General features: G+C 72.7%; 18 protein-coding genes. 10 read left to right on the forward strand and 8 right to left on the reverse strand.

Annotation, left to right across the window (positions count from 1 at the left end; all coding sequences use genetic code 11):
* Nucleotides 1-27: 27 nt before the first annotated feature.
* The 3 genes from BM127_RS04295 to BM127_RS04305 are packed head-to-tail and all read left to right on the forward strand — an operon-like array spanning nucleotide 28 to nucleotide 3,250.
* Nucleotides 28-1,284, forward strand: a complete 1,257-nt coding sequence (locus BM127_RS04295) for an extracellular solute-binding protein (RefSeq protein WP_091194735.1) — start codon at nucleotides 28-30, stop codon at nucleotides 1,282-1,284.
* The gene (locus BM127_RS04300) at nucleotides 1,281-2,378 is read left to right on the forward strand and encodes a carbohydrate ABC transporter permease (protein ID WP_198554485.1); all 1,098 of its coding nucleotides are present in this window, start codon (nucleotides 1,281-1,283) and stop codon (nucleotides 2,376-2,378) included. Before BM127_RS04295 ends, BM127_RS04300 begins: the two co-directional genes overlap by 4 nt.
* On the forward strand, nucleotides 2,375-3,250 hold the full coding sequence (locus BM127_RS04305; protein ID WP_091194737.1) for a carbohydrate ABC transporter permease: 876 nt from the start codon (nucleotides 2,375-2,377) through the stop codon (nucleotides 3,248-3,250). The genes BM127_RS04300 and BM127_RS04305 overlap by 4 nt, the downstream gene beginning before the upstream one ends.
* A gap of 69 nt (nucleotides 3,251-3,319) precedes the next feature.
* Here BM127_RS04305 and BM127_RS04310 read toward each other — a convergent pair whose 3' ends face one another.
* The 6 genes from BM127_RS04310 to BM127_RS04335 form a co-directional block, all read right to left on the reverse strand.
* The gene (locus BM127_RS04310) at nucleotides 3,320-4,078 is read right to left on the reverse strand and encodes a sucrase ferredoxin (RefSeq protein WP_091194740.1); all 759 of its coding nucleotides are present in this window, start codon (nucleotides 4,076-4,078) and stop codon (nucleotides 3,320-3,322) included.
* A 24-nt stretch (nucleotides 4,079-4,102) separates the two neighbouring features.
* Nucleotides 4,103-4,879, reverse strand: coding sequence for a PASTA domain-containing protein (locus BM127_RS04315; RefSeq protein ID WP_157829671.1), 777 nt, complete (start codon nucleotides 4,877-4,879; stop codon nucleotides 4,103-4,105).
* 84 nt (nucleotides 4,880-4,963) lie between these two features.
* Nucleotides 4,964-7,882, reverse strand: a complete 2,919-nt coding sequence (locus BM127_RS04320) for a helix-turn-helix transcriptional regulator (RefSeq protein WP_175507315.1) — start codon at nucleotides 7,880-7,882, stop codon at nucleotides 4,964-4,966.
* A gap of 310 nt (nucleotides 7,883-8,192) precedes the next feature.
* The gene (gene hutI / locus BM127_RS04325; protein ID WP_091194749.1) at nucleotides 8,193-9,383 is read right to left on the reverse strand and encodes an imidazolonepropionase; all 1,191 of its coding nucleotides are present in this window, start codon (nucleotides 9,381-9,383) and stop codon (nucleotides 8,193-8,195) included.
* Nucleotides 9,380-10,711 (reverse strand): formimidoylglutamate deiminase, encoded by a 1,332-nt coding sequence (locus BM127_RS04330; protein WP_091194753.1) that lies wholly within the window; start codon nucleotides 10,709-10,711, stop codon nucleotides 9,380-9,382. Before BM127_RS04330 ends, hutI begins: the two co-directional genes overlap by 4 nt.
* Nucleotides 10,708-11,958: an allantoate amidohydrolase gene (locus tag BM127_RS04335; RefSeq protein ID WP_091194756.1), complete on the reverse strand. Its 1,251-nt coding sequence runs from the start codon at nucleotides 11,956-11,958 to the stop codon at nucleotides 10,708-10,710. Before BM127_RS04335 ends, BM127_RS04330 begins: the two co-directional genes overlap by 4 nt.
* A 105-nt stretch (nucleotides 11,959-12,063) precedes the next feature.
* Between BM127_RS04335 and BM127_RS04340 the strand changes: the two genes are divergently transcribed.
* Complete coding sequence (locus BM127_RS04340) at nucleotides 12,064-12,660, forward strand: nitroreductase family protein (protein ID WP_091194759.1); 597 nt, start codon at nucleotides 12,064-12,066, stop codon at nucleotides 12,658-12,660.
* Here BM127_RS04340 and BM127_RS04345 read toward each other — a convergent pair.
* Nucleotides 12,607-13,461 (reverse strand): serine/threonine-protein kinase, encoded by an 855-nt coding sequence (locus BM127_RS04345; protein ID WP_091194762.1) that lies wholly within the window; start codon nucleotides 13,459-13,461, stop codon nucleotides 12,607-12,609. The two genes, BM127_RS04340 and BM127_RS04345, sit on opposite strands and share 54 nt — an antisense overlap.
* Nucleotides 13,458-15,206 (reverse strand): ABC transporter ATP-binding protein, encoded by a 1,749-nt coding sequence (locus BM127_RS04350; RefSeq protein ID WP_175507316.1) that lies wholly within the window; start codon nucleotides 15,204-15,206, stop codon nucleotides 13,458-13,460. Before BM127_RS04350 ends, BM127_RS04345 begins: the two co-directional genes overlap by 4 nt.
* 363 nt (nucleotides 15,207-15,569) lie before the next feature.
* Between BM127_RS04350 and BM127_RS04355 the strand changes: the two genes are divergently transcribed.
* From BM127_RS04355 to BM127_RS04380, 6 genes are all read left to right on the forward strand, one after another.
* A complete protein-coding gene (locus tag BM127_RS04355; protein WP_091194767.1) occupies nucleotides 15,570-16,904 on the forward strand; it encodes a M20/M25/M40 family metallo-hydrolase in 1,335 nt (444 codons plus the stop codon).
* 61 nt (nucleotides 16,905-16,965) lie between these two features.
* On the forward strand, nucleotides 16,966-18,444 hold the full coding sequence (locus tag BM127_RS04360; RefSeq protein ID WP_091194771.1) for an MFS transporter: 1,479 nt from the start codon (nucleotides 16,966-16,968) through the stop codon (nucleotides 18,442-18,444).
* A 47-nt stretch (nucleotides 18,445-18,491) separates the two neighbouring features.
* Nucleotides 18,492-18,851, forward strand: a complete 360-nt coding sequence (locus tag BM127_RS04365; protein ID WP_091194773.1) for a hypothetical protein — start codon at nucleotides 18,492-18,494, stop codon at nucleotides 18,849-18,851.
* Between the two features lie 90 nt (nucleotides 18,852-18,941).
* On the forward strand, nucleotides 18,942-19,532 hold the full coding sequence (locus BM127_RS04370; protein WP_231263077.1) for a DnaJ family domain-containing protein: 591 nt from the start codon (nucleotides 18,942-18,944) through the stop codon (nucleotides 19,530-19,532).
* A 149-nt stretch (nucleotides 19,533-19,681) separates the two neighbouring features.
* Nucleotides 19,682-20,761 (forward strand): HpcH/HpaI aldolase/citrate lyase family protein, encoded by a 1,080-nt coding sequence (locus BM127_RS04375; RefSeq protein WP_091194775.1) that lies wholly within the window; start codon nucleotides 19,682-19,684, stop codon nucleotides 20,759-20,761.
* 1 nt (nucleotide 20,762) lies between these two features.
* A complete protein-coding gene (locus tag BM127_RS04380) occupies nucleotides 20,763-21,635 on the forward strand; it encodes an HpcH/HpaI aldolase/citrate lyase family protein (RefSeq protein ID WP_091194777.1) in 873 nt (290 codons plus the stop codon).
* Nucleotides 21,636-21,654 lie beyond the last annotated feature (19 nt).

The following is a 21,654-nucleotide window of genomic DNA, read 5'->3' on the forward strand; positions in this document are numbered from 1 at the left end:
TCCCCGCCACCATCAAGGAGTCCTCGCATGTTGTCCTCGTCCCGTCGCCGCCAGGCGTCCCTCGCCGCCCTCGCTCTCACGTCGTCCCTCGCCCTCGCCGCCTGCGGTGGCGGCGGCTTCGAGGAGGAGGGCGGGTCCGACCCGGCGTCCTCGGGTGACGGTCCGGCCGAGCTCCAGGTGCTCATCGGCTCCAGCGGCGACGCCGAGACGCAGGCGGTCGAGGAGGCCGCCCAGGCGTGGGCCGAGGAGAGCGGCAACGAGGTCGAGGTGATCGTGGCCAACGACATCGCCCAGCAGCTGTCGCAGGGCTTCGCCGGCGGCAACCCGCCGGACCTCTTCTACGTCGACGCGGGGGTGTTCGGCGACTACGCGGAGGCCGGCAACCTCTACCCCTACCTCGACCAGATGGCCGACGCCGACGACTTCTACCCCAACCTCGTCGACTCCTTCACCCTGGACGACCAGGCCTACTGCGCCCCCAAGGACTTCTCCACGCTGGCGCTCCAGATCAACACGGAGGCGTGGAAGAAGGCCGGCTTGACCGACGCCGACGTCCCGACCACCTGGGACGAGCTCGAGACCGTCGCGCAGCAGCTCACCACCCCCGACCAGGCCGGTCTCGTGCTCGGCCTCGGCCGCGACCGGGTCGGCGCGTTCCTCGTGCAGAACGGCGGCTTCTGGGTGGACGGCGAGGCCGGTGAGGCGACTGCCACCGAGCCGACCAACGCCGAGGCGCTCGAGTACGTCCAGGGCCTGCTCGACAGCGGGTCCGCCGTGCTGGCGCCCGACGTGGACGCCGGCTGGGGTGGTGAGGCCTTCGGCACCCAGAAGGCCGCGATGACCATCGAGGGCAACTGGATCCGCGGCGCGATGGAGAACGACTACCCGGACGTCGACTACACCGTCGCCGAGCTCCCCGAGGGCCCGGCCGGCAAGGGCACCCTGCTCTTCACCCAGTGCTGGGGCATCGCCGCCGACTCGCCCAACCAGGAGGCCGCCGTCTCGCTGGTCGAGGCGATGACCACTGCTGAGCAGCAGCTCACCAACGCCGAGGCGTTCGGAGTCATGCCGAGCCGCGAGTCCGCGCAGGCCGACTACGTCGAGCAGTTCCCGCAGGACGCCCCCTTCATCGCGGGTGGCGACTACGGCCAGGGCCCGGTCAACCTGCCCGGTCTCGGCCCGGTCGTCGCCGACCTGGACTCGCAGCTCGAGCAGCTCAAGACCGCCGACGTCAACGACATCCTCGAGTCCTTCCAGCAGAACGCCGAGGCGGAGCTGAAGTGAGGGGCGCCCAGAGCATCCGTCAGGGGCAGGCCCGTGCCGGGTGGCTGTTCGTGCTGCCCACCCTGGTGCTGCTGGGGCTCTTCCTCGCCGTGCCGGTCCTGATGGCGCTGTGGGTCTCCTTCACCGACTGGAACGGTCGCGGCAGCCCGTTCGCCTCCGGCATCGGGTTCGTCGGGCCCGACAACTACCGCGAGCTGGTCGGGAAGGACGGCGGGCTGACCCGGTCGGACTTCATGACCTCGCTGCGCAACAACTTCTACTACGTGCTGCTGGTCGTGCCGCTGCAGACGGCGTTCGCGCTGTTCCTGGCCCTGGTGCTCAACCAGCGGATGCTCAAGGCGGTCGGCTTCTTCCGCACCGCCTTCTACTTCCCGTCGGTGGTCAGCTCGGTCGCCATCAGCCTGGTGTTCCTGTTCCTCTTCTCCGGCGGCGGCGTGGTCAACTCGATGCTCGACGCGATCGGGGTCGACGGACCGACGTGGTTCAACGACTCGCGCGGGCTCCTGCACCTCGCGGGCGACGGACTCGGCCTCTGGAACGCCTCGGAGCCGCCGTCCGCCCTGGCTGACGGCGGCATGCTCGGGCTGACGTGGTGGCAGTGGCTCGCGGGCCCCAGCGTCGCACTGTCGGTGATCATCATGCTCGTCGTCTGGACCACCACCGGGACGTTCATGCTGATGTTCATGGCGGCGCTCCAGGACCTGCCGCTCGACGTCGAGGAGGCCGCACGGATCGACGGCGCCGGACGCTGGGGCGTCTTCCGCAACGTGACGCTGCCGCACCTGCGCCCCACGATGCTGCTGGTCACCACGCTCGGCCTGATCGGGACGTGGCAGGTCTTCGACCAGGTGTACGTCATGACGCAGGGAGGCCCGGGCAAGACGACGCTGACGCCCGCCTTCCTGTCCTACTCCTACGCCCTCGAGAACCAGAAGTGGGGGGTGGCCGCGGCGATGGCCTTCATCCTGTTCCTCATCATCTTCGCGATGGCGAGCCTGCAGCGGTGGATCTTCCGCGACAAGGACGCCCTCGAGCTCAAGCGCCAGGAACGGCGTACGACGAAGGCACGCGCCGCTGCGGGGAGTGCGGCATGAGCACCGCTCACACCCGTACGCCGGACACCAAGCCCATGGTCCGCGACCGCACGGCCCTCTGGCTGTTCCTCGGCTACGTCGTGCTCGTCGCCTTCGCGTTCATCTACCTCTACCCGTTCCTGGTGCAGCTCACGACGTCGTTCAAGACCAACACCGATGCCGTCTCCAACCCGCTCTCGCTGGTCCCGGACCCGTTCACCACCAGTGCCTTCGGCGAGCTCGCGAGGCGCGACTTCCCGCTGTGGTTCACCAACTCGGTGGTCGTCACCCTGCTGGTCACGGCAGGTCGCGTGTTCCTCTGCTCGCTGGCCGGCTACGCGCTGGCGCGGATCAAGTTCCGCGGCCGCAGTGCGATCTTCACCGCGATCCTCGCGGTGATGGCGGTGCCGGGCGTCGTCCTGCTGATCCCGAAGTTCCTGATGCTCAACTACCTCGGCATCTACAACACCTACCCGGCGCTCGTGCTGCCCCTGCTCGTCGACGCTGCGGGTGTCTTCATCATGAAGCAGTTCTTCGAGAGCATCCCGGAGTCGGTGGAGGAGGCGGCACGGATCGACGGGGCCAGCACCTTCCGGATCTTCTGGTCGGTCGTGCTGCCGATGTCGCGCCCGGCGCTGATCACCCTCACCATCCTGTCGTTCCAGGGGTCGTGGAACGAGCTGCCGCACTTCATCGTGGCGTCCCAGGACAGCGACCTCTTCACCCTGACCAAGGGCGTGGCCACCCTCACCAGCGGTCAGCTCGGGTCGGGCTCGCAGTACCCCATCACCATGGCCGCGGCACTGCTCATGACCATCCCGGTGGCCATCGTCTTCTTCGTCTTCCAGAAGTACCTCGTCCGCGGAGGTACGTCAGGAGCGGTCAAGGGCTAGCACCGCGAAAGCTCCGGCGCCGGGCGGGGTCCGCCTCCTAGCACCCGCCCGGCACCGGCACACCGACGGTCAGCCGACCGGCCGCACCTCGAAGCGCGTCGTCGCCTTGACCTTGTCGTCACCGCAGGACTGGCGCCGCACGGGACCGGGGACCGCGATGACCTCGTCGCCAGGATCGCCGCCGGCGAGCACGTTCAGCTCGCGCACCTGGTCGACTCCCGGGCGGCCGGCCCGACCGCGCACGAGCTCGGTCGGCACCTCACCCCGCTCGACCGCCTCGCAGGCGGCGAGGACGTTGGCGGTGTCGAGCCGCCCGAGGGTGATCCCGCTGGGCAGCGCGAGCAGGGTGCCGGAGAACCGGTGCCCACCGAGGTGCGTGGTCTCCCACGTGCCCTCGGGCCACTCCTGGCTGAGCAGCCCGGCGATCGGGCGGCCCAGCTCGGCGCAGCAGCGGTCACGCTTGCCGTTGGTGCAGACCAGCCACAGCGGCCCGTCGTACGCCGGCATGGCGGGCACGTCGAGGTCGAGAAGGTCCTCGGGCCGGTCGAGCACCGTGCCGCGGACGTCGTAGCCCGCGTCGGTGGCGCTGGCCAGGAAGACCCGGGTGCCGGGGCCGGCACTGCCGTCGTACCTGCGCAGAAGGAAGACCTTCAGGTCCAGCGACGCCAGGTGGTCGCGTACGACGTCCGGGAGCCGGTTGTCGGTGACGGCCTCGCGGCCCCACGGGCCCGGGGACTCGACCAGCAGGATCTCGGTGTCGGTCGGTGCGGTGCCGATGATGGGCTCGTCGTCCTCGACGCTGGCAAAGGAGCACCGGAAGTCAGGCATGCGGTGAAGTCTGTCCGACGGGTGTCAGGGACTGCCCATCAGGAGGTTCACGTCGGTGATCCGTCGGGCGTCGTCGACCCACACCTGGACGGCGACGACGTCCATGCACGCCCTCACCTCCGCGCGCCGGGTGAGGAGCGTCCACGACCACGGCAGCCGCCTCAGCAGGTCCGGCGAGGGTGCCGGTCTGCGCCCGACGCACCACAACGGCGGGACCCGCGTGCCACGCATCGATGAGGCGGCCAGGGACTCGAGGATGCGCGCGTCGCGGCGCTCCGCGTAGGGCTCGTCGAGGATCCAGCTGCTCCGCCTCGCGGCCTGCGCGCGCGTGAGCATCCTCCGGGGCTGGTTGGCCACCCAGAGTCGTACGCGGTCGGCGAAGGCCGGCGGCTCCCCGTCACCGAGTGCCCAGCGCTGGAGGTCGCGGGCGGGCTCCGGGGCCTGCGGCCGGATGCACGACGCCGTGGGTGGGTGGACCGACACGACGAGCCGGACGGTCGATCCGACGGGCAGCTCCGCTCCCGCCGGCGGGTACTGCTCGAGGACCACGCCGGGGGCGCACGACGCACGGTGCTGGACGGCGACCAGCAGTCCCTGGTCGACCAGCGATCGCCGCACCTGCCGCACAGGCGAGCCGACCAGGACCGGGAGCGCGACAACGCCCCCGTCGACGCCCCCGTCGACGTCCTCGACGGGGGCAGGGGCCGGCTCGCGCGGCTCCCGGTCCGCTGCGGCGCCGCTGCACCCGGCGAGCAGGAGGGCGGCGGCAGCGAGGACGTGCTTCACGGTGGTGGGACGCACGCCGACGCCGATCCGTTGCGCCGGAGGCCGAGCATCACCGTGTCGCAGCACGTGCCTGTTCGGGAAAGCGGTGGCGGCTGACCCTCAGATCAACCCACGTCGGCGGGCGATCGCAGCCGCCTCCGTGCGCGACGCCGCGTCGAGCTTGGCGAGGACGTTGGAGACGTGGACCGAGACCGTCTTGGTGCTGATGAAGAGCTGCTTGCCGATCTCACCGTTGCTGCGTCCTTCCGCCACGAGCGCCAGGATCTCGCCCTCACGCGGGGTCAGCGCGGCCACCTCGGACGCGGTCGTCGGGGCGGGAGCCGAACCGATGGCGGTGAGCTCGGCCAGCAGCGGCCCCGCACGCAGCGCGTGCGCTGCCTCGCGGGCCAGGTCGGCCGCAACCCGCGCGCCCGCCGCGTCACCCACCGCCCGCAGCACCCCGGCCAGCCGCACGCGGGCGTGGGCGATCTCGGGGACGCTGCCGTAGGTGAGGGCTGACTCCTCGGCCGCGCGCCACGCCTCCACGAGCTCGTCGGCCACCGGTGGGTCGACCTGGGCGAGCCACCGCCAGCGCAGGTGCTCGGCGGCCCGACGGGCCACCCACATGCGGTACTCGGGACCGCGGCTCGCGTCGTAGGGAGCGTAGAAGTCGATCACCTTGCCGGCGTCGGACATCAGTCGGTCGACGTCGGCGCGGGCCGACTCGCGCTCGTCGGCCGACTGGTGCGCGGCAGCACTCGCGAACGTGCCGACCACGAGGGTGGCGAGGCGGAGGCGGGCCTGGAACCACTCGTGCCACAGCGGCACGACGCTGGCGACGACGTCGTCGTAGGCGGCCAGCGCCTGCGCCGGGTCGGGGACCGCGGCGGCGCGCATCACCTCGGCACTGCCGGCGGTGATCGCGGTGAGGCCGTCAGTGCCCCAGAACTCCCGGAGCCGTTCGAGCGCCTTGGAGTGGGTGTCCCCGCGGAGCCCGATCATGATCAGCATCTGGTGGGCGAAGAAGAGCCACTCGTAGACCATCGGCGGGTCCTGGCCGGTGACGTCGAGCAGGTCCACCGCCTCGTCGAGGCGCCCCTGGTGGGTGAGTGCGACCGCGAGCAGCAGTCGCGACTCGGCCGGGTAGGGCGACCAGGCCAGCCCACCGACCTCGCTGCGCGAGATCACCTCGCGGTAGACCTCACCGGCAACGTCGAGGTCGCCGCGGTCGTGGTGGAGCCGACCGAGGAAGTAGAGCGCGCGCAGCTCGGGCTCGATGAGCCCGGCCCGCCGGGCACGCTCGGCGGCCGAGCGCCATCCGGCGCCGGCGTCCTCACCCGAGGTCGGGTCGAGTCCGGCCAGGGTGGTGTGGAGCTCGACGGCCAGGCTGGTGAGGTCGTTGCGCTCGGCGAGGTCGAGCGCCTCGAGGGCGACGGCGCGGGCATCGTCGGCGCGCCAGTTGCCGAGACTCTCGGCGTGGACGAAGAGTGCGCGGGCGAGCAGCTTGGGAGGACTGCCGCGCAGCAGGTCGACCGCCTCGGCGGCCGTCGCGCTGGGCGACTCGGTGGTGTCGGTGAGCAGCAGGGCCGAGGCGAGAGCCGTCAGCAGCTGCCCACGGTCGGCGTCGGGCGCGTCGGCCGGCAACGTGGCCAGCCGGGCGCGGAGCACCTTGACCGCCTTGGGCACCCGCCCTGCGGCGATGAGCGCCTCGGCGCAGCGGCGTACGAGGGCCTGGGCGTCGACGTCGGTGACGGGGGTGCGCGAGGTGTCGATCAGCTCGAGCGCGTCGAGGAAGTGGGTGGCGGCCTCCGACGGGCCGCCGACGGCCAGGGCCTCCTCGCCCGCCTCCATCGACGCGCGGATCGCGACCGGCCGGTCGTCGGCGCGCCGAGCGTGCTGGGCGAGCTCGGCGGCGGTGCCGACCGCGCGACCCTCCCCGAGCGCGGAGACGAAGTCGGCGTGGAGGCGGACCCGCTCGCCGGGCAGCAGGTCGTCGTAGACCGCCTCCCCGAGGAGCGCGTGGCGAAAGGCATAGGTGCCGCCGCGGGAGGCGACGAGGACGTGGGCCTCGACGGCGCTCCGCAGGGCCGTCTCGAGTGCGGTCGCGTCGAGGTCGGAGACGGCGGCCAGCAGGCCGTGGCTGACCTGGCGTCCGGCGACGGAGACGATGCGCACCACCCGTCGGGTGGTCTCGTCGAGGCGGTCGAGGTGGACCAGCAGCACGTCGGCGAGCTCACCGGGGACCTGGCCGGACCGGGCGGCGCCGACGAGCTCCTCGACGAAGAACGGGTTGCCCTCGGCTCGGTCGGCGATGGAGACGTACTCGGCCTCGGACAGGGTGCCGGGGCGCAGCGCGCGGACGAGGCGGCGTACGTCGTCGTCGGCGAGCGGTTCGAGCTGGAGCCGGTCGACGCCGCGCAGCCGCATCCACTCCGCCACCTGGCGGCGCAGCGGGTGGCGGCGGTGGAGGTCGTCGGCACGGTAGGAGACGACGAGGGCGACGCCGGGCAGCGGCCGGGAGAACAGGAAGCTGAGCATGTCGCGGGTGGACTCGTCGGCCCAGTGGGCGTCCTCGACGACCACCAGCAGCGGAGCGTCGACGGCGACGGCGGTGAGCAGGTCGGCGAACGCGTCGTAGACGTTGCCGCGGTCGAGGGCCTGGTCGCCCGACGCGGTCTCGCTGCTGCGGATCCGGCGGCCCGGCTGGAGGCGGGCGAGCGTGGGGTGCTGCTCGAGCACGCGAGCGGCGACGTCGGGCATGTCGGCCATCACGCGGCCGAGGATCTCGGAGAAGGGGAGGTAGGGCAGGGAGCTGTCGGCGAGGTCGAGGCAGTGGCCGGCGACGACCTGCCAGTCCGCCGCGAGCGCGGTGTCGCGCAGGGCCATCAGCACCCGTGTCTTGCCGACCCCGGCATCGCCGGCGACCAGCATCGCGCGGACCGTCCGGACACCCTCGGACGCACGGATGCCGAGCTGGGAGGAGAGCTCCTCCAGCTCGGCATCGCGTCCGATGAGATCGGTGGTCCGCAGGGCCGGCACGCACGACATTGTGTCCTGCTGCTCCGACATCTGCGGGCCGATCGCCGTCCGGGTCACTTCTCGGTCTGGTCGCCGCGCAGCCGGGTCCAACGACGGACCGGGCGGAAGTCCTGGCGGACCTTCTCCTGGCGGTACGCGATCTCGGCGCCCAGGAAGCTGTCGGTGCTGAACATGTCCTTCTCCTCTGTCGGTCGATCCCTTCTGGGACCGTGAGAAGAGAGTCCGTCGCTGAGGTAGGGGTGGACATCGGGCGCGTGCCCTATCTGTGTCCCGCCAGCTACCTCAGATGCCGTCACCAGCGGCGTACGACCTACCTCAGACCGACGACGGGGCGCCCGGACTGCCAGACACCGGCCACGAGCGGGACGCCGGGACGGTAGGCGAGGTGGAGGTACGACGGCGCCTCGAGGAGGACGAGGTCCGCGGCCTTGCCGGGAGCGATCACGCCGACGTCGTCGCGGCCGAGGGCCGCGGCGCCCATCGCGGTCGCGGCGCGCAGTGCCTCCGCCGGGGTCATCCGCATCTCCCGGACGGCCAGGGCGATGCAGAGCGCCATCGAGGAGGTGAAGCACGAGCCCGGGTTGCAGTCGCTCGCGAGGGCGATCCTCACGCCGGCGTCGAGCAGCCCGCGGGCGTCGGGATAGGGCTGGCGGGTGGAGAACTCCACCCCCGGCAGCAGCGTCGCGATGGTGCCGCTCGAGGCGAGGGCCGAGACGTCGAGGTCGGACAGGAAGGTGCAGTGGTCGACCGCGACGAGCCCGAGCTCGCAGGCCAGCTGCACGCCGCCGCCGAACGTCAGCTGGTTGGCGTGGAGCCGTCCGCGCAGGCCGCTGTCGGACCCGGCGGCCAGGATGGTGCGTGCCTGGTCGACGCCGAAGGCGCCGTCCTCGCAGAACACGTCGATCCACCGGGCGTGCGGTGCGGCCGCCGCGAGCATGGGGCCGGTGACCAGAGCGACGTAGTCCTCGGGGCCGGTGGCTCCCTGGAACTCCGCGGGGACGACGTGGGCGCCGAGGAACGTGGTCTCGTCGGTGAACTGGGCGGCCACCGCGAGACTGCGTGCCTCGTCGAGGACCGACAACCCGTAGCCGCTCTTGATCTCGACGGTGGTGGTGCCCTGGGCGCGCATCTCGGCGACGAGCCGGGCGACGCGGGAGGTGAGCTGCTCGTCGGTGGCGGCGCGGGTCTTCGCGACGGTCGTGCGGATCCCGCCGGCGGAGTAGGGCTCGCCGGTCATCCGCGCCTCGAAGTCGGCCGACCGGTCACCCGCGAAGACCAGGTGGCTGTGGGAGTCGACGAAGCCGGGGACGACGGCACGTCCCCCGGCGTCGACCCGGACGTCGGCATCGGGGGCCTCGGCCGCGGGACCGACCCAGGCGATCCGGCTGCCCTCGACCACGACGGCCGCATCGGCGAGCAGGCCGAGGAGGCCGCCCTCCTCGGTGCGAGCGGGGTCGTTGGTGACCAGCTCCCCGATGCCGGTGATGAGCGTCGTGCTCACGTGATCTCCTCCCAGATCCGGCCGATGACCTCGTCGAGCGCACGACCGATCGCCGCGCGCTCTCCCTCCGCGATGATCCACCGACCGTCGGCCATCACGCGGCGTACGTCCTCGGCGGCGGCAGCGAAGACGACCGTCTGCTCGTCGCGGCCGGTGCCGGCGGTGCGCGGTGACACCGCGTCGAGGACCACCAGGTCGGCACGCTGCCCGACCGCGATCGCGCCGGCGTCGGCCCACCCGAGCGACTCGTGCCCGGACGTGGTGGCCGCGGTCAGCAGCTCGGCCGCGGTCCAGTGACCGCGCTGCTGGGTGGCCAGGCGTTCGTCGAGCTCGACCGCACGCATCTCCTCGAACAGGTCGATGACGGCGTGGCTGTCGCTGCCCAGTGTCAGGCGGGCGCCGGCCTCGTGCAGCCGCCGCGAGGGACCGATGCCGTCGCCGAGGTCGCGCTCGGTGGTCGGGCAGAAGGACACGTACGCGCCCGCGCCGCCGATGAGCGCGATGTCCTCGTCGGTCAGGTGGGTGGCGTGGACGAGGGAGGTGGTCGGACGCAGGAGGCCGTGGTCAGCGAGCAGGCGGGCTGGCGTGACGCCGTACGCCGCGAGGCAGGCGTCGTTCTCGGCCACCTGCTCGGAGAGGTGCACGTGGAAGGGGCAATCGCCGACCCACGAGGCGACGGCATCCAGGTCGTCCGCCGCGACGGCGCGCACCGAGTGCACGGCGGCACCGACGTGGCTCCCGCTGGTCGAGGAAGGACGAAGTCCTGTCACGAGACCCTCGACCCGCTCCAGCCACGCGTCCACCGAGCCGTCGCTGTAGCGCACCTGCGCGCCCTCCGGCGGCGCCCCGAAGCCCGACGAGAGATAGAGCGTGTCGAGCAGGGTGATTCGGATGCCTGCCTCGCGGGCGGCGTGCCCGAGCGCGTCGCCCATCTCGTTGGGGTCGTCGTAAGGGCTTCCGTCGGGTTGGTGGTGGAGGTAGTGGAACTCACCGACACTCGTGATCCCGGCGGCTGCCATCTCGCGGTAGGTCGCGCGCGCGAGGGCGAGGTAGGTGTCGGGATCCAGCCGCGCGGCGACGGCGTACATCTGCTCGCGCCAGGTCCAGAAGGTGCCGCGCCCGCGCTGGGTGCGGCCACGCAGTGCCCGGTGGAAGGCGTGGCTGTGGGTGTTGGCGAGGCCGGGGACGACGAGGCCGCGCACCGGGACGGCGCGCGGCGGGTCGGCGTCGGGCGTCACCGAGGTGAAGCGACCGCCCTCGACCTCGACGAGCACGTCGTCGGCGAAGCGGTCGCCGAGCCAGGCGCGTTCGAGCAGGTACGCCGTCACGCGGGGGCCTCCGGACGAGCGAGCTCGGCGAGCACGTCGGCGAGCGCCTCGACACCGGCCAGGCAGTCGGCCGTCTCGGCGTGCTCGTCGGGCGAGTGGGAGACGCCGGTGGGGTTGCGGACGAAGACCATCGCGGTCGGGATGCCGGCGTCGGACAGGATCCCGGCGTCGTGGCCCGCCTGGGTGGGGATGACCGGCCAGTCGCCGAGCCCCGCGAGACGCGCAGCGAGGTCGGCGTCGAACGCCACCGACCTCGACACCGACTCCGGGGTCACGACCAGGGAGGTGCCGTCGCGGCCGGCCCGCTCGTCGGCCTGCTTCGCGATCACCCCCACCATCTCGGCGAGGGCGTCGTCGCTGGGACCACGCGCGTCGAGCCAGGCGGTCACGAGCGACGGGACGGCGTTGGTGCCGTTGGGCTCGACCGCGATCCGGCCGAACGTCGCGCGCTGCCCGGCCAGCCTGGCCTGCTTGTTGGCAGCCAGCGCGGTCATCGCGTAGGTGAGCATCGGGTCGTGCCGGTCCTCCATGCGCGTGGTGCCGGCGTGGTTGGCCTGCCCCGCGAAGTCGAAGCGCCAGCGCCCGTGCGGCCAGATCTCGCTGGCCAGGCCCACCGCGACGTCGCGGTCGACGAGGTCACGACCCTGCTCGACGTGCAGCTCGACGAAGGTGCCGACCCGGTCGAGCGACAGCAGTCCCTGCGTGGGGTCCAGTCCGGCCTCGTCGACGGCATCGCCGAGGAAGACCCCGTCGCGGTCGCGCAGCTCACGCGCCTGGTCCCACGTGGTCGCGCCGGTGACGAGGCGCGAGCCGAGACAGGCGCGGCCGAAGCGAGAGCCCTCCTCCTCGACGAAGACGGACACCCCGAGGGGGCGGATCGGCTCGAAGCCGCGCTCCCGCAGCAGGTCGATCGCGGCCAGCGCCGAGACCACGCCCAGCGGGCCGTCGTACGCCCCACCGTCCGGGACGGAGTCGAGGTGCGAGCCGGTGAGGACACCGTGGGCCCGCGGCGGGCGCTGGGCGCCCTCCTCGACGAGCGGGCATGCGGGCTCCCACCAGGCGACCTGGTTGCCGATGCCGTCGGTCTCGACCGTGAGTCCCCGGGACTCGCACTCGGAGACGAACCAGGCGCGCAGCTCGGACTCGGCCGAGGCCCACGGTTGCCGGAAGTAGCCGCCCGAGGCGGCCGACCGACCGACGGGTGCCAGGTCGCGCCACATCTCCTCGAAGTCACTCCTGGGGGGCATGGGAGCAGTCCACCGGGCGGGCCACCCCGGGTCAACGCACCGGGCCGACGTGACGTCTCGGATCCCAGACGTGGAATCGAGGCCCGGAACCACGATGATGTCCCCATGGAGTTCCGCGAGGTCGTCCGCCGCCGCCGGATGGTGCGCCGCTACGCCGACGCACCCGTTGACCCGGCTGTCGTCGACCGGATGCTCGCGCACGCCCAGCGCGCCCCCAACGCCGGGTTCACCCAGGGCTGGGCCTTCCTGCTGCTCGACACCCCCGAGGACCTGGCCCTGTTCTGGACCTCGACCGGCGCCGACCCCGGGACCCGCAACGCCTGGCTCGACGGGATGCGCACCGCACCGGTCGTCATCGTCCCGCTCGCCTGCAAGGACGCCTACCTCGAGCGCTACGCGCAGGCCGACAAGGGCTGGACCGACCGTCGCGACGACCGGTGGTCGGTGCCGTACTGGTACGTCGACACCGGCATGGCGTCGCTGCTGATCCTCCAGACGGCCGTCGACGAGGGCCTCGGCGCGTGCTTCTTCGGCATCCCGGGCTCGTACGTCGGCGCATTCCGCGACGCCTTCGGCATCCCGGCGGACCACCACCCCGTCGGTGCGATCACCGTCGGGCACCGGCTCGAGGACACCGGGTCGGCCGGGTCACCGGCGCGACGCGAGCGGCGCGACGACGTCGTCCACCGCGGGCGCTGGTGAACGCAGGGGAGCGAGCGCGTCGCGCACCTGAGGGAGCAGCGGCCGCGCCGCAGGGTCCGGGCTGAGGCAGGCCCTCAACAGCCCGCGGACCTCGTCGGGCACCTCGTCCAGACCGACCGGGGCGCCCGGCGCGCGCCGGTGCACCAGGGGCCAACGGCGCCGGGAGTCCCACGTCGCCTCGTCGCCGTACGGCGCCGTGCGGGCGAGCGCCTCGACGAGGATCATGCCCAGCCCCCACACGTCGGTGGCGGGCGACAGTCCGCGGCCGCGGGCCTGCTCCGGAGCGAGGTAGCCACGCGTCCCCGCCCCCGGGCGACCCGCCCCGGGCCGGCCCGCGAGGCTGAGGTCGATGAGGACGGCCTTCCCGTGGTCGACGACGACGTTGTCGGGCTTGAGGTCGAGGTGCAGCCAGTCGTGGCGGTGCAGGTAGCCGAGCACGGACACCAGCTGGCAGCCGAGCTCGGCGGCGTCGGCCAGGCCCAGCGGCTCGTCGTCGATGAGCGCTGCGAGGGTCGCCCCGCGCAGGGTCTCGAGCACGACGGTCGGCGGGTCGTCGAGGACGTCGTAGCCGCGCACCAGGTGCGGGTGGGCCAGGGTCGTGGCGAGGTGGCCCTCGAGGAGCACGGCCTGCCGCACCCGTGCGTCGTCGCGCCGGTCCGCCCGCAGCAGCTTGACCACGCACCGGGTCCCCCGGGCCTCGTCCCACGCGTCCCACGTCTCCAGCCGACGACCGTCGGCGAGCAGCGAGAGGGGCCGGTAGCCGGGCGGCAGGTCGCCCGTCGGCGTACGACGGCGGCTCACGGCGCCACCTCCAGCACCAGGCCGGCGGCATCCAGGGACACCACCCGGTCGACGTGCTCGAGCACCACCGGGTCGTGGGTGAGGACGATGATCGTGCGGTCCCGCTCGCCGGCGACCAAAGCGGCCATCAGGCGTCGAGCTGCGCTCTCGTCGAGCCCGGTGGTGGGTTCGTCGAGCACCAGCACCCGCCCCGGGCGCAGCAGGGCGCGGGCGATGGCGAGGCGCTGCCGCTGCCCGCCGGAGAGGCTGCGACCGCGCTGGCCGATGCGGGTGTCGTAGCCGCTCGGCAACCGCTCGACGAACTCGTGGGCATCGGCTGTGCGAGCCGCGGCCCGCACCTCGGCGCGCGTCGCGTCGGGGCGACCGAGCACCAGGTTGTCGTGGACGCTGGCGTCCAGCATCAGCTGCTCCTGGTGGACGACGGTGACGACGTCGCGCACCGAGGCGGCAGTGCGGGCGGCCACGTCGTGGTCATCTATCGCGACGACGCCGGCGTCGGCGACCAGCTGGCGCGAGAGCAGCCGGCCGAGGGTCGACTTGCCGGACCCGCTGGGTCCGACGAGGGCGACCACCTCGCCCGGGGCCACCTCGAGGGAGAGGCCGTCCAGCGCCGGCCGCTGGGCACCGGCGTAGGTCACGGACACGTCCCGCACCGACACCGCCCCCGGTCCGCGCGGCAGGTCGGTGGCGCCGGGCCGGTCGCCGCCGACCGGCTCGTCGAGCAGCTCCACCACCCGCTCGACGCCGGCGCTGGCGGAGTAGAGCGCGGGGACGAGGTCGGCCAGGGTCCGCACCGGGTCGAAGCACTGCATCAGCAGGGTGAGGAAGGCCAGCAGGCCACCGAGGGTGAGCCGGTCGGTCGCGAGCGCCCACACCCCGAGGCCGACGACCAGGAGCACCCCGACGAGCTCGGCGAGGTCGACGAGCGGGAGGAACAGCGCGCGGATGCGGCTCGCCGCCAGCTCGGCGCCGGCGATGGCGCGGTTGTGGCCGTCGTACGTCGCGACCGCGCGGTCCTCGCGCCCGTAGGACTGCACCAGCGCGGCGTTGGCCAGCGCCTCCTCGGTCACGCTGCCGAGCGAGCCGCCGCGGCGCCGACGCTCGCGGGACACGTCGCGGGTGAGCCGGGCGAAGCGGGTCGACACCCACCAGAACATCGGTGCGACCACGAGGGACGCCAGGGCGAGCTGCCACTGCATCCACATCAGCGCACCCACCAGGACGAGCAGCCGCACGAGCGCACCGACGCCCTCGCTGACCTGGCTGACCATGAACCGCTCCACCGCTGCCACGTCGGAGGTGAGCCGGGTGAGGGTGTCGCCGAGCCGTCGGCGGTCGTGCGCGGCCGCCGGCAGGGACAGCACGTGGGAGAAGACGTCGCGGCGCAGGTCGACGAGGAAGCGCTGCGAGACGTACGTCGACAGGTAGTCGTCGGCACCCGAGACGACGCCGCTCGCCAGGTTGAGGCCGATGTAGAGGAGCGCGAGCACGAGGAGCGGCTCGAGCGCGGCCGGCACCAGGACGTCGTCGACGAGTCGTTGGTAGAGGAGCGCCTCGGCCACCGAGATGGCGGGTGCGGCGGTCAGCAGCAGGAGGCCGAGCAGCAGCCACCCGCGGAGCGGCCGGAGGCGGGGCCAGAAGCGCCGGGCGATGTCGACCAACCGCATCGACGCGGCGACGTCGACCAGCGCCGACTGCTCGGGAGCAGCGCGCAGGGCATCGGCGAGGCGACGGCGGAGGGACATCGGGCGCTCCTCAGGGCGTGGAGGGAAATGTGCGGGACGGGCGGACGGCCCCGGATCGGGGCCGCCCACCCGTCGTGGTGGCGCGGGGTTCAGCTCGAGCGCGAGCGCGACCGGCTGCGGTTGCGGCGACGACGCCGGCGCCGACGGCGCCCGTCGTTGCTCGAGTCGGACCCTCCACGACGGGCCTGGACGGCCGGCGCGAGGGCGGTGAGAATTCCGGAGCGGGCCATGGTGGCCTCCTTCGGTTTCGGTACCCGGGTTGTCCCGGCTGACACAGAGGAATCTCCCGGCCGCGCGTGACATCTCCATGAGTCCGGGGTGAGAGCGTCCTCATGCGGGGCCCCGCGGCGCTACGGTCACCCCATGACCGACCGCGTGGTCGCCGCGCTGCAGGCCCTCGTCCGCATCCCGACCGTCTCCGACCGCGACCCCGCGCGCGTGGACGCCGGTGCCTTCGACCGGCTCCTGGCCGAGCTGGCGACCTGGTTCCCACTGCTGCACGAGAGGCTCGACCTCACGCGTGTGGGCACCCACGGCCTGCTCTTCCACTGGGCCGGCGCCAGCGCTGCGCAACCGGTCGTCCTGATGGCCCACCTCGACGTCGTCCCTGTCGACCCCGAGGCGCCGTGGCAGCACGAGCCCTTCGGCGGCGAGGTCCACGACTCCGCCACCGGGCCTGCGATCTGGGGCCGCGGCACCCTCGACGACAAGGGTTGCGTGGTCGGGATCTGCGAGGCGGTCGAGTCCCTCCTCGAGACCGGGCACGTGCCGGCCCAGGACGTGTGGCTGTCCTTCGGGTGCGACGAGGAGGTCAGCGGCACGGCGGCGCTCGAGGCGGTCGCGGTGCTCCGCGAGCGCGGCGTCACGCCGTGGCTGGTGCTCGACGAGGGGGGTGCGATCGCCGGCGGCGCGTTCCCCGGCGTGAAGGCGCCGCTCGGCGTCATCGGCGTCACCGAGAAGGGCACCACGTCACTGGAGCTCGTCGCCGAGGGACGTGGCGGCCACGCCTCCACGCCCGCCAGGAACGGACCGACCGCCCGCATCGCGCGCGCCATCCTCCGCGTCGAGAAGTCGCCGTTCCCCGCCTCGGCACCGGCGCCGACGCTCGAGCTGATGCGGCGGCTGGCACCGCACGTCCCCCTGCCGCTGCGACCCGTGCTCGGCCGCGCCGACCGGCTCGCACCGGTCGTCACGCGCGCCCTCCTCGCCGCCGGCCCCGAGGCCGCGGCCATGACGCGTACGACTGTCGCCACCACCACCCTCAGCGGGTCCCCGGCGCTCAACGTGATCGCCTCGACCGCGAAGGCCGGCCTCAACATCCGGGTCATGGTGGGCGACACCGTGGCCGGCGTCGTCGACCACATCCGTCGGGCCGTCGCGGACGACTCGATCCGCATCGACGTCGTCGAGTCCGGCGAGCCCTCCCCGATCTCCCCGATGGACGCGCCCTTCGAGCTCCTCGAGGAGTGCATCGGCGTGGTCTTCCCCGAGGCGGTCGCGACGCCCTACGTGATGATGGCTGCCACCGACTCGCGGCACTTCACCACGATCAGCGAGCACGTCTACCGCTTCGCGCCGTTCCGGATGACCAGGGCGCAGCGCCAGGCCATCCACTCCTACGACGAGCACATCGGCGTCGCCGACCTCGTCGACGGCACCCGCTGGTACCAGCTGCTGATCGAGAGGCTCCCCGCATGAGCACCTCACGACGTTCCTCTCCTCCGCTTCGCTCCTCCGAACAACGCCGCAAGGACCCCGCATGACCGAGATCCCGCCCGCCCCGCTCCAGGCGCCGCCCTCGCACGCCGCCGCCAAGGGGCTCGCGACGATCGTCGGCTTCCTCGTGATGGTCGAGTTCGCCAGCGGGATCCTGCAGGGCTACTACACGCCGATCTACCCGCAGATCGCCGAGCACCTGTCCATCGCCGAGGGCGACATCAACTGGTTCGAGGCTGCGCAGCTGATCGTCAGCGCCCTCTGCATCCCGCTCCTGGCGCGGATGGGCGACCTCGTCGGGCACAAGCAGGTGCTGCTGATCTCGACCGCGGTCACCGCGCTGGGCTCGTGGTGGCTCGCCTTCTCGCCGACCTTCACGACCTTCCTGATCGGATGGGCGCTCCAGGGCGCGTACGTCGTCTGGCTCCCCCTCGAGATCGCGATCGTCCACCGCCGCACCCGCGACACGGGTCGCCAGGAGCTCCTGACCCGCCGGGGCGCGGCGATCCTGGTGGGCTCGCTCGAGCTGGCCGTGATCGTGGGCGCGGTGACGAGCGGGCTGCTGGTCGAGACCCTCGACATGAACCTCCTCCTCGCGCTGCCCGCCGTCGTCGTCACGGCCGTCTTCTTCGTCATCCTGGCCGGCATCGAGCAGGCGCCCGGCGAGGACAGCGGGGGCGGCATCGACTGGACCGGCCTGGGCCTCGTCACCGTCGCCCTCGGCGTGCTGATGGGCGGCCTCGTGGTGCTGCGCCTCGACGGTGCCGGCAGCGCCTTCGGCTGGCTCACCATCCTCGCCTCGTTCGTCGCCTTCGCCGTGTTCTGGCGCTTCGAGCTCCACCACCCCGAGCCCATCGTCGACGTACGCCTCCTCTCCAGCCCCGCCCAGTGGCCCGTGCAGGTCACCGCGTTCCTCTTCGGCATCCCCGTGCTCGGCGGGCAGATCCCGCTGTCCACCTTCGCCCAGGCCGACCCGGCCGAGCGCGGCTACGGCCTCGGCGCCGAGCCTGCGTTCATCTCGACCCTCATCGGGTTGTACGTCGTCACGCTGGCCATCGGCGCCTTCACCCTGCCGTTGACCACCCGCCTCCTCGGCGGCGTACGTCGTGCGCTGATCGTGGCCTGCTGCCTCGTCGGGCTGGGCTACCTGCTGTGGCTCCCCTTCCACCACGAGACGTGGCAGGCGCTGGTGAACATGGGGATCGCCGGCCTCGGCTCCGGCGCCCTGGTCGCCGCGCTCCCGGCCGCGGCGGCGGCCGCCGCTCCTCCGGAGCGCACCGGCATCGCGACCGGCATGACCAACGGCACCAAGACCGTCGGCGGCGCGATCGCGTCCGCGGTCTTCGCCATCGCCCTGACCGCCACGGGGTCGCTCGACGCGACGGCCGAGAAGGTCGCTCCGCTCAGCGGCTACCTGACGGTCTGGGCGGTCTGCTCCGGCGCCGCCTTCCTCGCGGCCCTGGCCCTGATGGCCGCGCCGAAGCACGCCTTCAGCGACCAGCCGCTCGAGGTGCGCCACTAGGCTCGCGCCATCTCCGGCATCGGGTCGGACGGGTGGTCGGGGGACGCATGAGTGACGCGACGGACGTGACGAGCACGAGCGTGAGGGTGGACGAGCGCGCCCGCTTCCGCGCCTTCACCGCACTCGCCCTGGCGCTGACCGCGCTGGCGGGCGGCGGCATCATCGCCAGCGCGCTCCAGTGGCTGGTCCTGGACAACTACGAGGCTGGCCCCTCTGATGCGATCTATCTGATGACCCTGGGTGGCGCTCCCCTGCTGCTGAGCATCGTGGCCTGTTACCTGGCGAGCACCGCGATGTCGTCCGCGGATCTCCTCGCGCGGCCCCTGGCCCGAGCGAGCCTCGTGCTGTCCGGCCTGGCGATCCTGGGGGCAGCCGTGCTCGTGTTCGCGACCGCCGGCACGAGCTGAGCGCGGCGGCCTCTGCCACCTCGGTGCCCCGCTCCGCGGACCGTGCCCTGTGCCACGTTCCGTAAACTGGACGCACCGGAGGTGATCTCGATGCCCGACCTGACCCCGCAAGCTGGCGAGCCCGGCGACGAGGCAGCACGCCGCATGCCCGCGCGCGACGACCGCACCGGCCGCTCGGCGGCTGCCGCCCGGATCGCGCAGCAGTCGACCTGGGTCGACCTGCAGGTGCGCCAGGCGATGGAGCGCGGCGACTTCGACGACCTGCCCGGACAGGGCAAGCCGATCGAGGGCCTCGGCGCCGAGCACGACCCCGACTGGTGGGTGAAGAAGCTCGTCGAGCGCGAGAACATCGCCCTCCTCCCGCCCGCCCTCGCGCTGCGCAAGGAGGACGCCGAGCTCGACGGCAGGCTCGACCGGATCAACGTCGAGGCGGAGGTGCGCCGCGAGGTCGAGGACTTCAACGCCCGCGTCCGCAAGGCGATCTACACGCCGCCGACCGGACCGTCGGGGCCGCCGGTGATCACCCGGCAGCGCGACATCGACGCCGAGGTCGAGGCCTGGCGCGAGCGTCGTACGGCCCGGATCGAGGCGCAGCGCGCCGTACGGGCGGCGCACGAGGCGGAGCAGGCCGCCCGACCCCGACCCGGCTGGCGCCAGCGCCTCTTCGGCGGGCGAGCCTGACTTTCCAGTCCCTTCGGCGCGCTTTCGGGCCGTTGCAACGGGCAGCAACCCCGGGAATCACCGGGTGGCCGGTGATCGCCACCGCGGCAGGGCCCCGGCGAGACATCCGTCATATCGACGACCGCCCCGCCAGCGGTAGTTTGCGCACCATGACTCGCCCCGCCAAGGACTTCTTCGCCCCCCTCGCCGTCGGCGCTCCCGCGCCGCTGCGCGACAACCCGGCCCGACCGAGCCGCGCGATCCACTTCTTCGACCCCGGCAACGAGAAGATGGCCGCCAAGGTCCCCGACATGGTCGGCTCGGTCGACGTGCTCCTGGGCAACCTCGAGGACGCGGTCAAGGCGGAGAACAAGGAGAAGTCGCGCCAGGGGCTGGTGGACATCGCGAAGTCCACGGACTTCGGTCCGACGCAGCTGTGGACGCGGGTCAACTCCCTCGACAGCCCGTGGGGCCTCGACGACCTGGTCACGCTCGTCACCGAGATCGGCGACAAGCTCGACGTGATCATGGTCCCCAAGGTGCAGGGCGCCGAGGACATCCACTACGTCGACCGGTTGCTCGCCCAGCTCGAGGCGAAGGCCGGCCTGACCCGCCCGATCCTGGTCCACGCGATCCTCGAGACCGCCCGCGGCGTGGCCAACGTCGAGGAGATCTGCGGCGCGAGCCCGCGCATGCAGGGCCTCTCGCTCGGCCCGGCCGACCTCGCCGCCGACCGCCGGATGAAGACCACCCGCGTCGGGGGCGGACACCCCGGCTACCTCGTACGCCAGGACGCCCCGAAGGCCGACGGGGAGACGCAGTACGACGCCGAGCGGACGACCTACCAGCAGGACCTGTGGCACTACACGATCGCCCGGATGGTCGACGCGTGCGCCATGCACGGGATCTACCCCTACTACGGGCCGTTCGGGGACATCAAGGACGTCACCGCCTGCGAGGACCAGTTCCGCAACGCGTTCCTGCTCGGCTGCGTCGGCGCCTGGTCGCTGCACCCGGTGCAGATCAAGATCGCCCACAGGGTCTTCTCCCCCAGCGTCGAGGACGTCGCGCACGCCCGCCGGGTCATCGCCGCGATGGGCGACGGCACCGGGGCGGTGATGATCGACGGGAAGATGGAGGACGACGCGTCGGTCAAGCAGTGCCAGGTGATGGTGCGCCTCGCCGACGAGCTCGCGGCGATCGACCCCGAGCTCAAGCAGCAGTACGACGCCATCGAGCTGGAGGCCTGACATGACGCGCGAGAAGACGACCTTCACCCCGCTGCGCTCCGTCCTCTACATGCCCAGCTCCAACGAGCGCGCGCTGGAGAAGGCGAAGTCCCTCGCCTGCGACGGCCTGATCCTCGACCTCGAGGACGCGGTCGCCCCCGACGCCAAGCCCCCCGCCCGTGAGGCGGCTGCCGCCGCGGCCGCCAGCGGCGACTACGGCCGTCGTACGGTCGCCATCCGCGTCAACGGGATCGGCACCGAGTGGCACGACGACGACATCGTCGCGGCGAGCCAGGCCGGCCCGGCTGCGATCGTCGTGCCTAAGGTCGGCAGTGCGGCCGAGGTCCAGCAGCTGGTCGCCGCGATGGAGCAGGCCGGCGCCCCGGACCACACCCGCCTCTGGGCCATGATCGAGACCCCCGGCGCGATCCTGGACGTGCTCGCGATCGCCCACGCCTCCGAGCGCCTGGGCGCGTTCGTCCTCGGCACCAACGACCTCGTCAAGGAGCTCTACGCCGAGCACGTCCCCGGGCGCGCGCCGATCCTGCCCAGCCTGCACACCGTGCTGCTGGCGGGCCGTGCGGCCGGGATCGCGGTGATCGACGGCGTCTACAACGACGTGAAGGACACCGAGGGCTTCCTCGCCGAGTGCGACCAGGGCCGCCAGATGGGCTTCGACGGCAAGACCCTCATCCACCCCGGCCAGGTCGAGGGCGCCAACGCCGCCTTCGCCCCGAGCGACCAGGCGGTCGAGGACGCCCGCGGCCTGATCGCCGCCTTCGAGGACGGCAGGGGCGCCGGCGTGGTCACCTACAACGGCAAGATGGTGGAGAACCTCCACGTCGAGTCGGCCCGCCGCACCCTCGACATCCACGAGGCGATCCAGGCCCTCTGAGGAGGGCTGCCGGCGCCTC

It is taken from the genome of Nocardioides alpinus, assembly GCF_900112035.1.
Taxonomy (GTDB): Bacteria; Actinomycetota; Actinomycetes; order Propionibacteriales; family Nocardioidaceae; genus Nocardioides; species Nocardioides alpinus.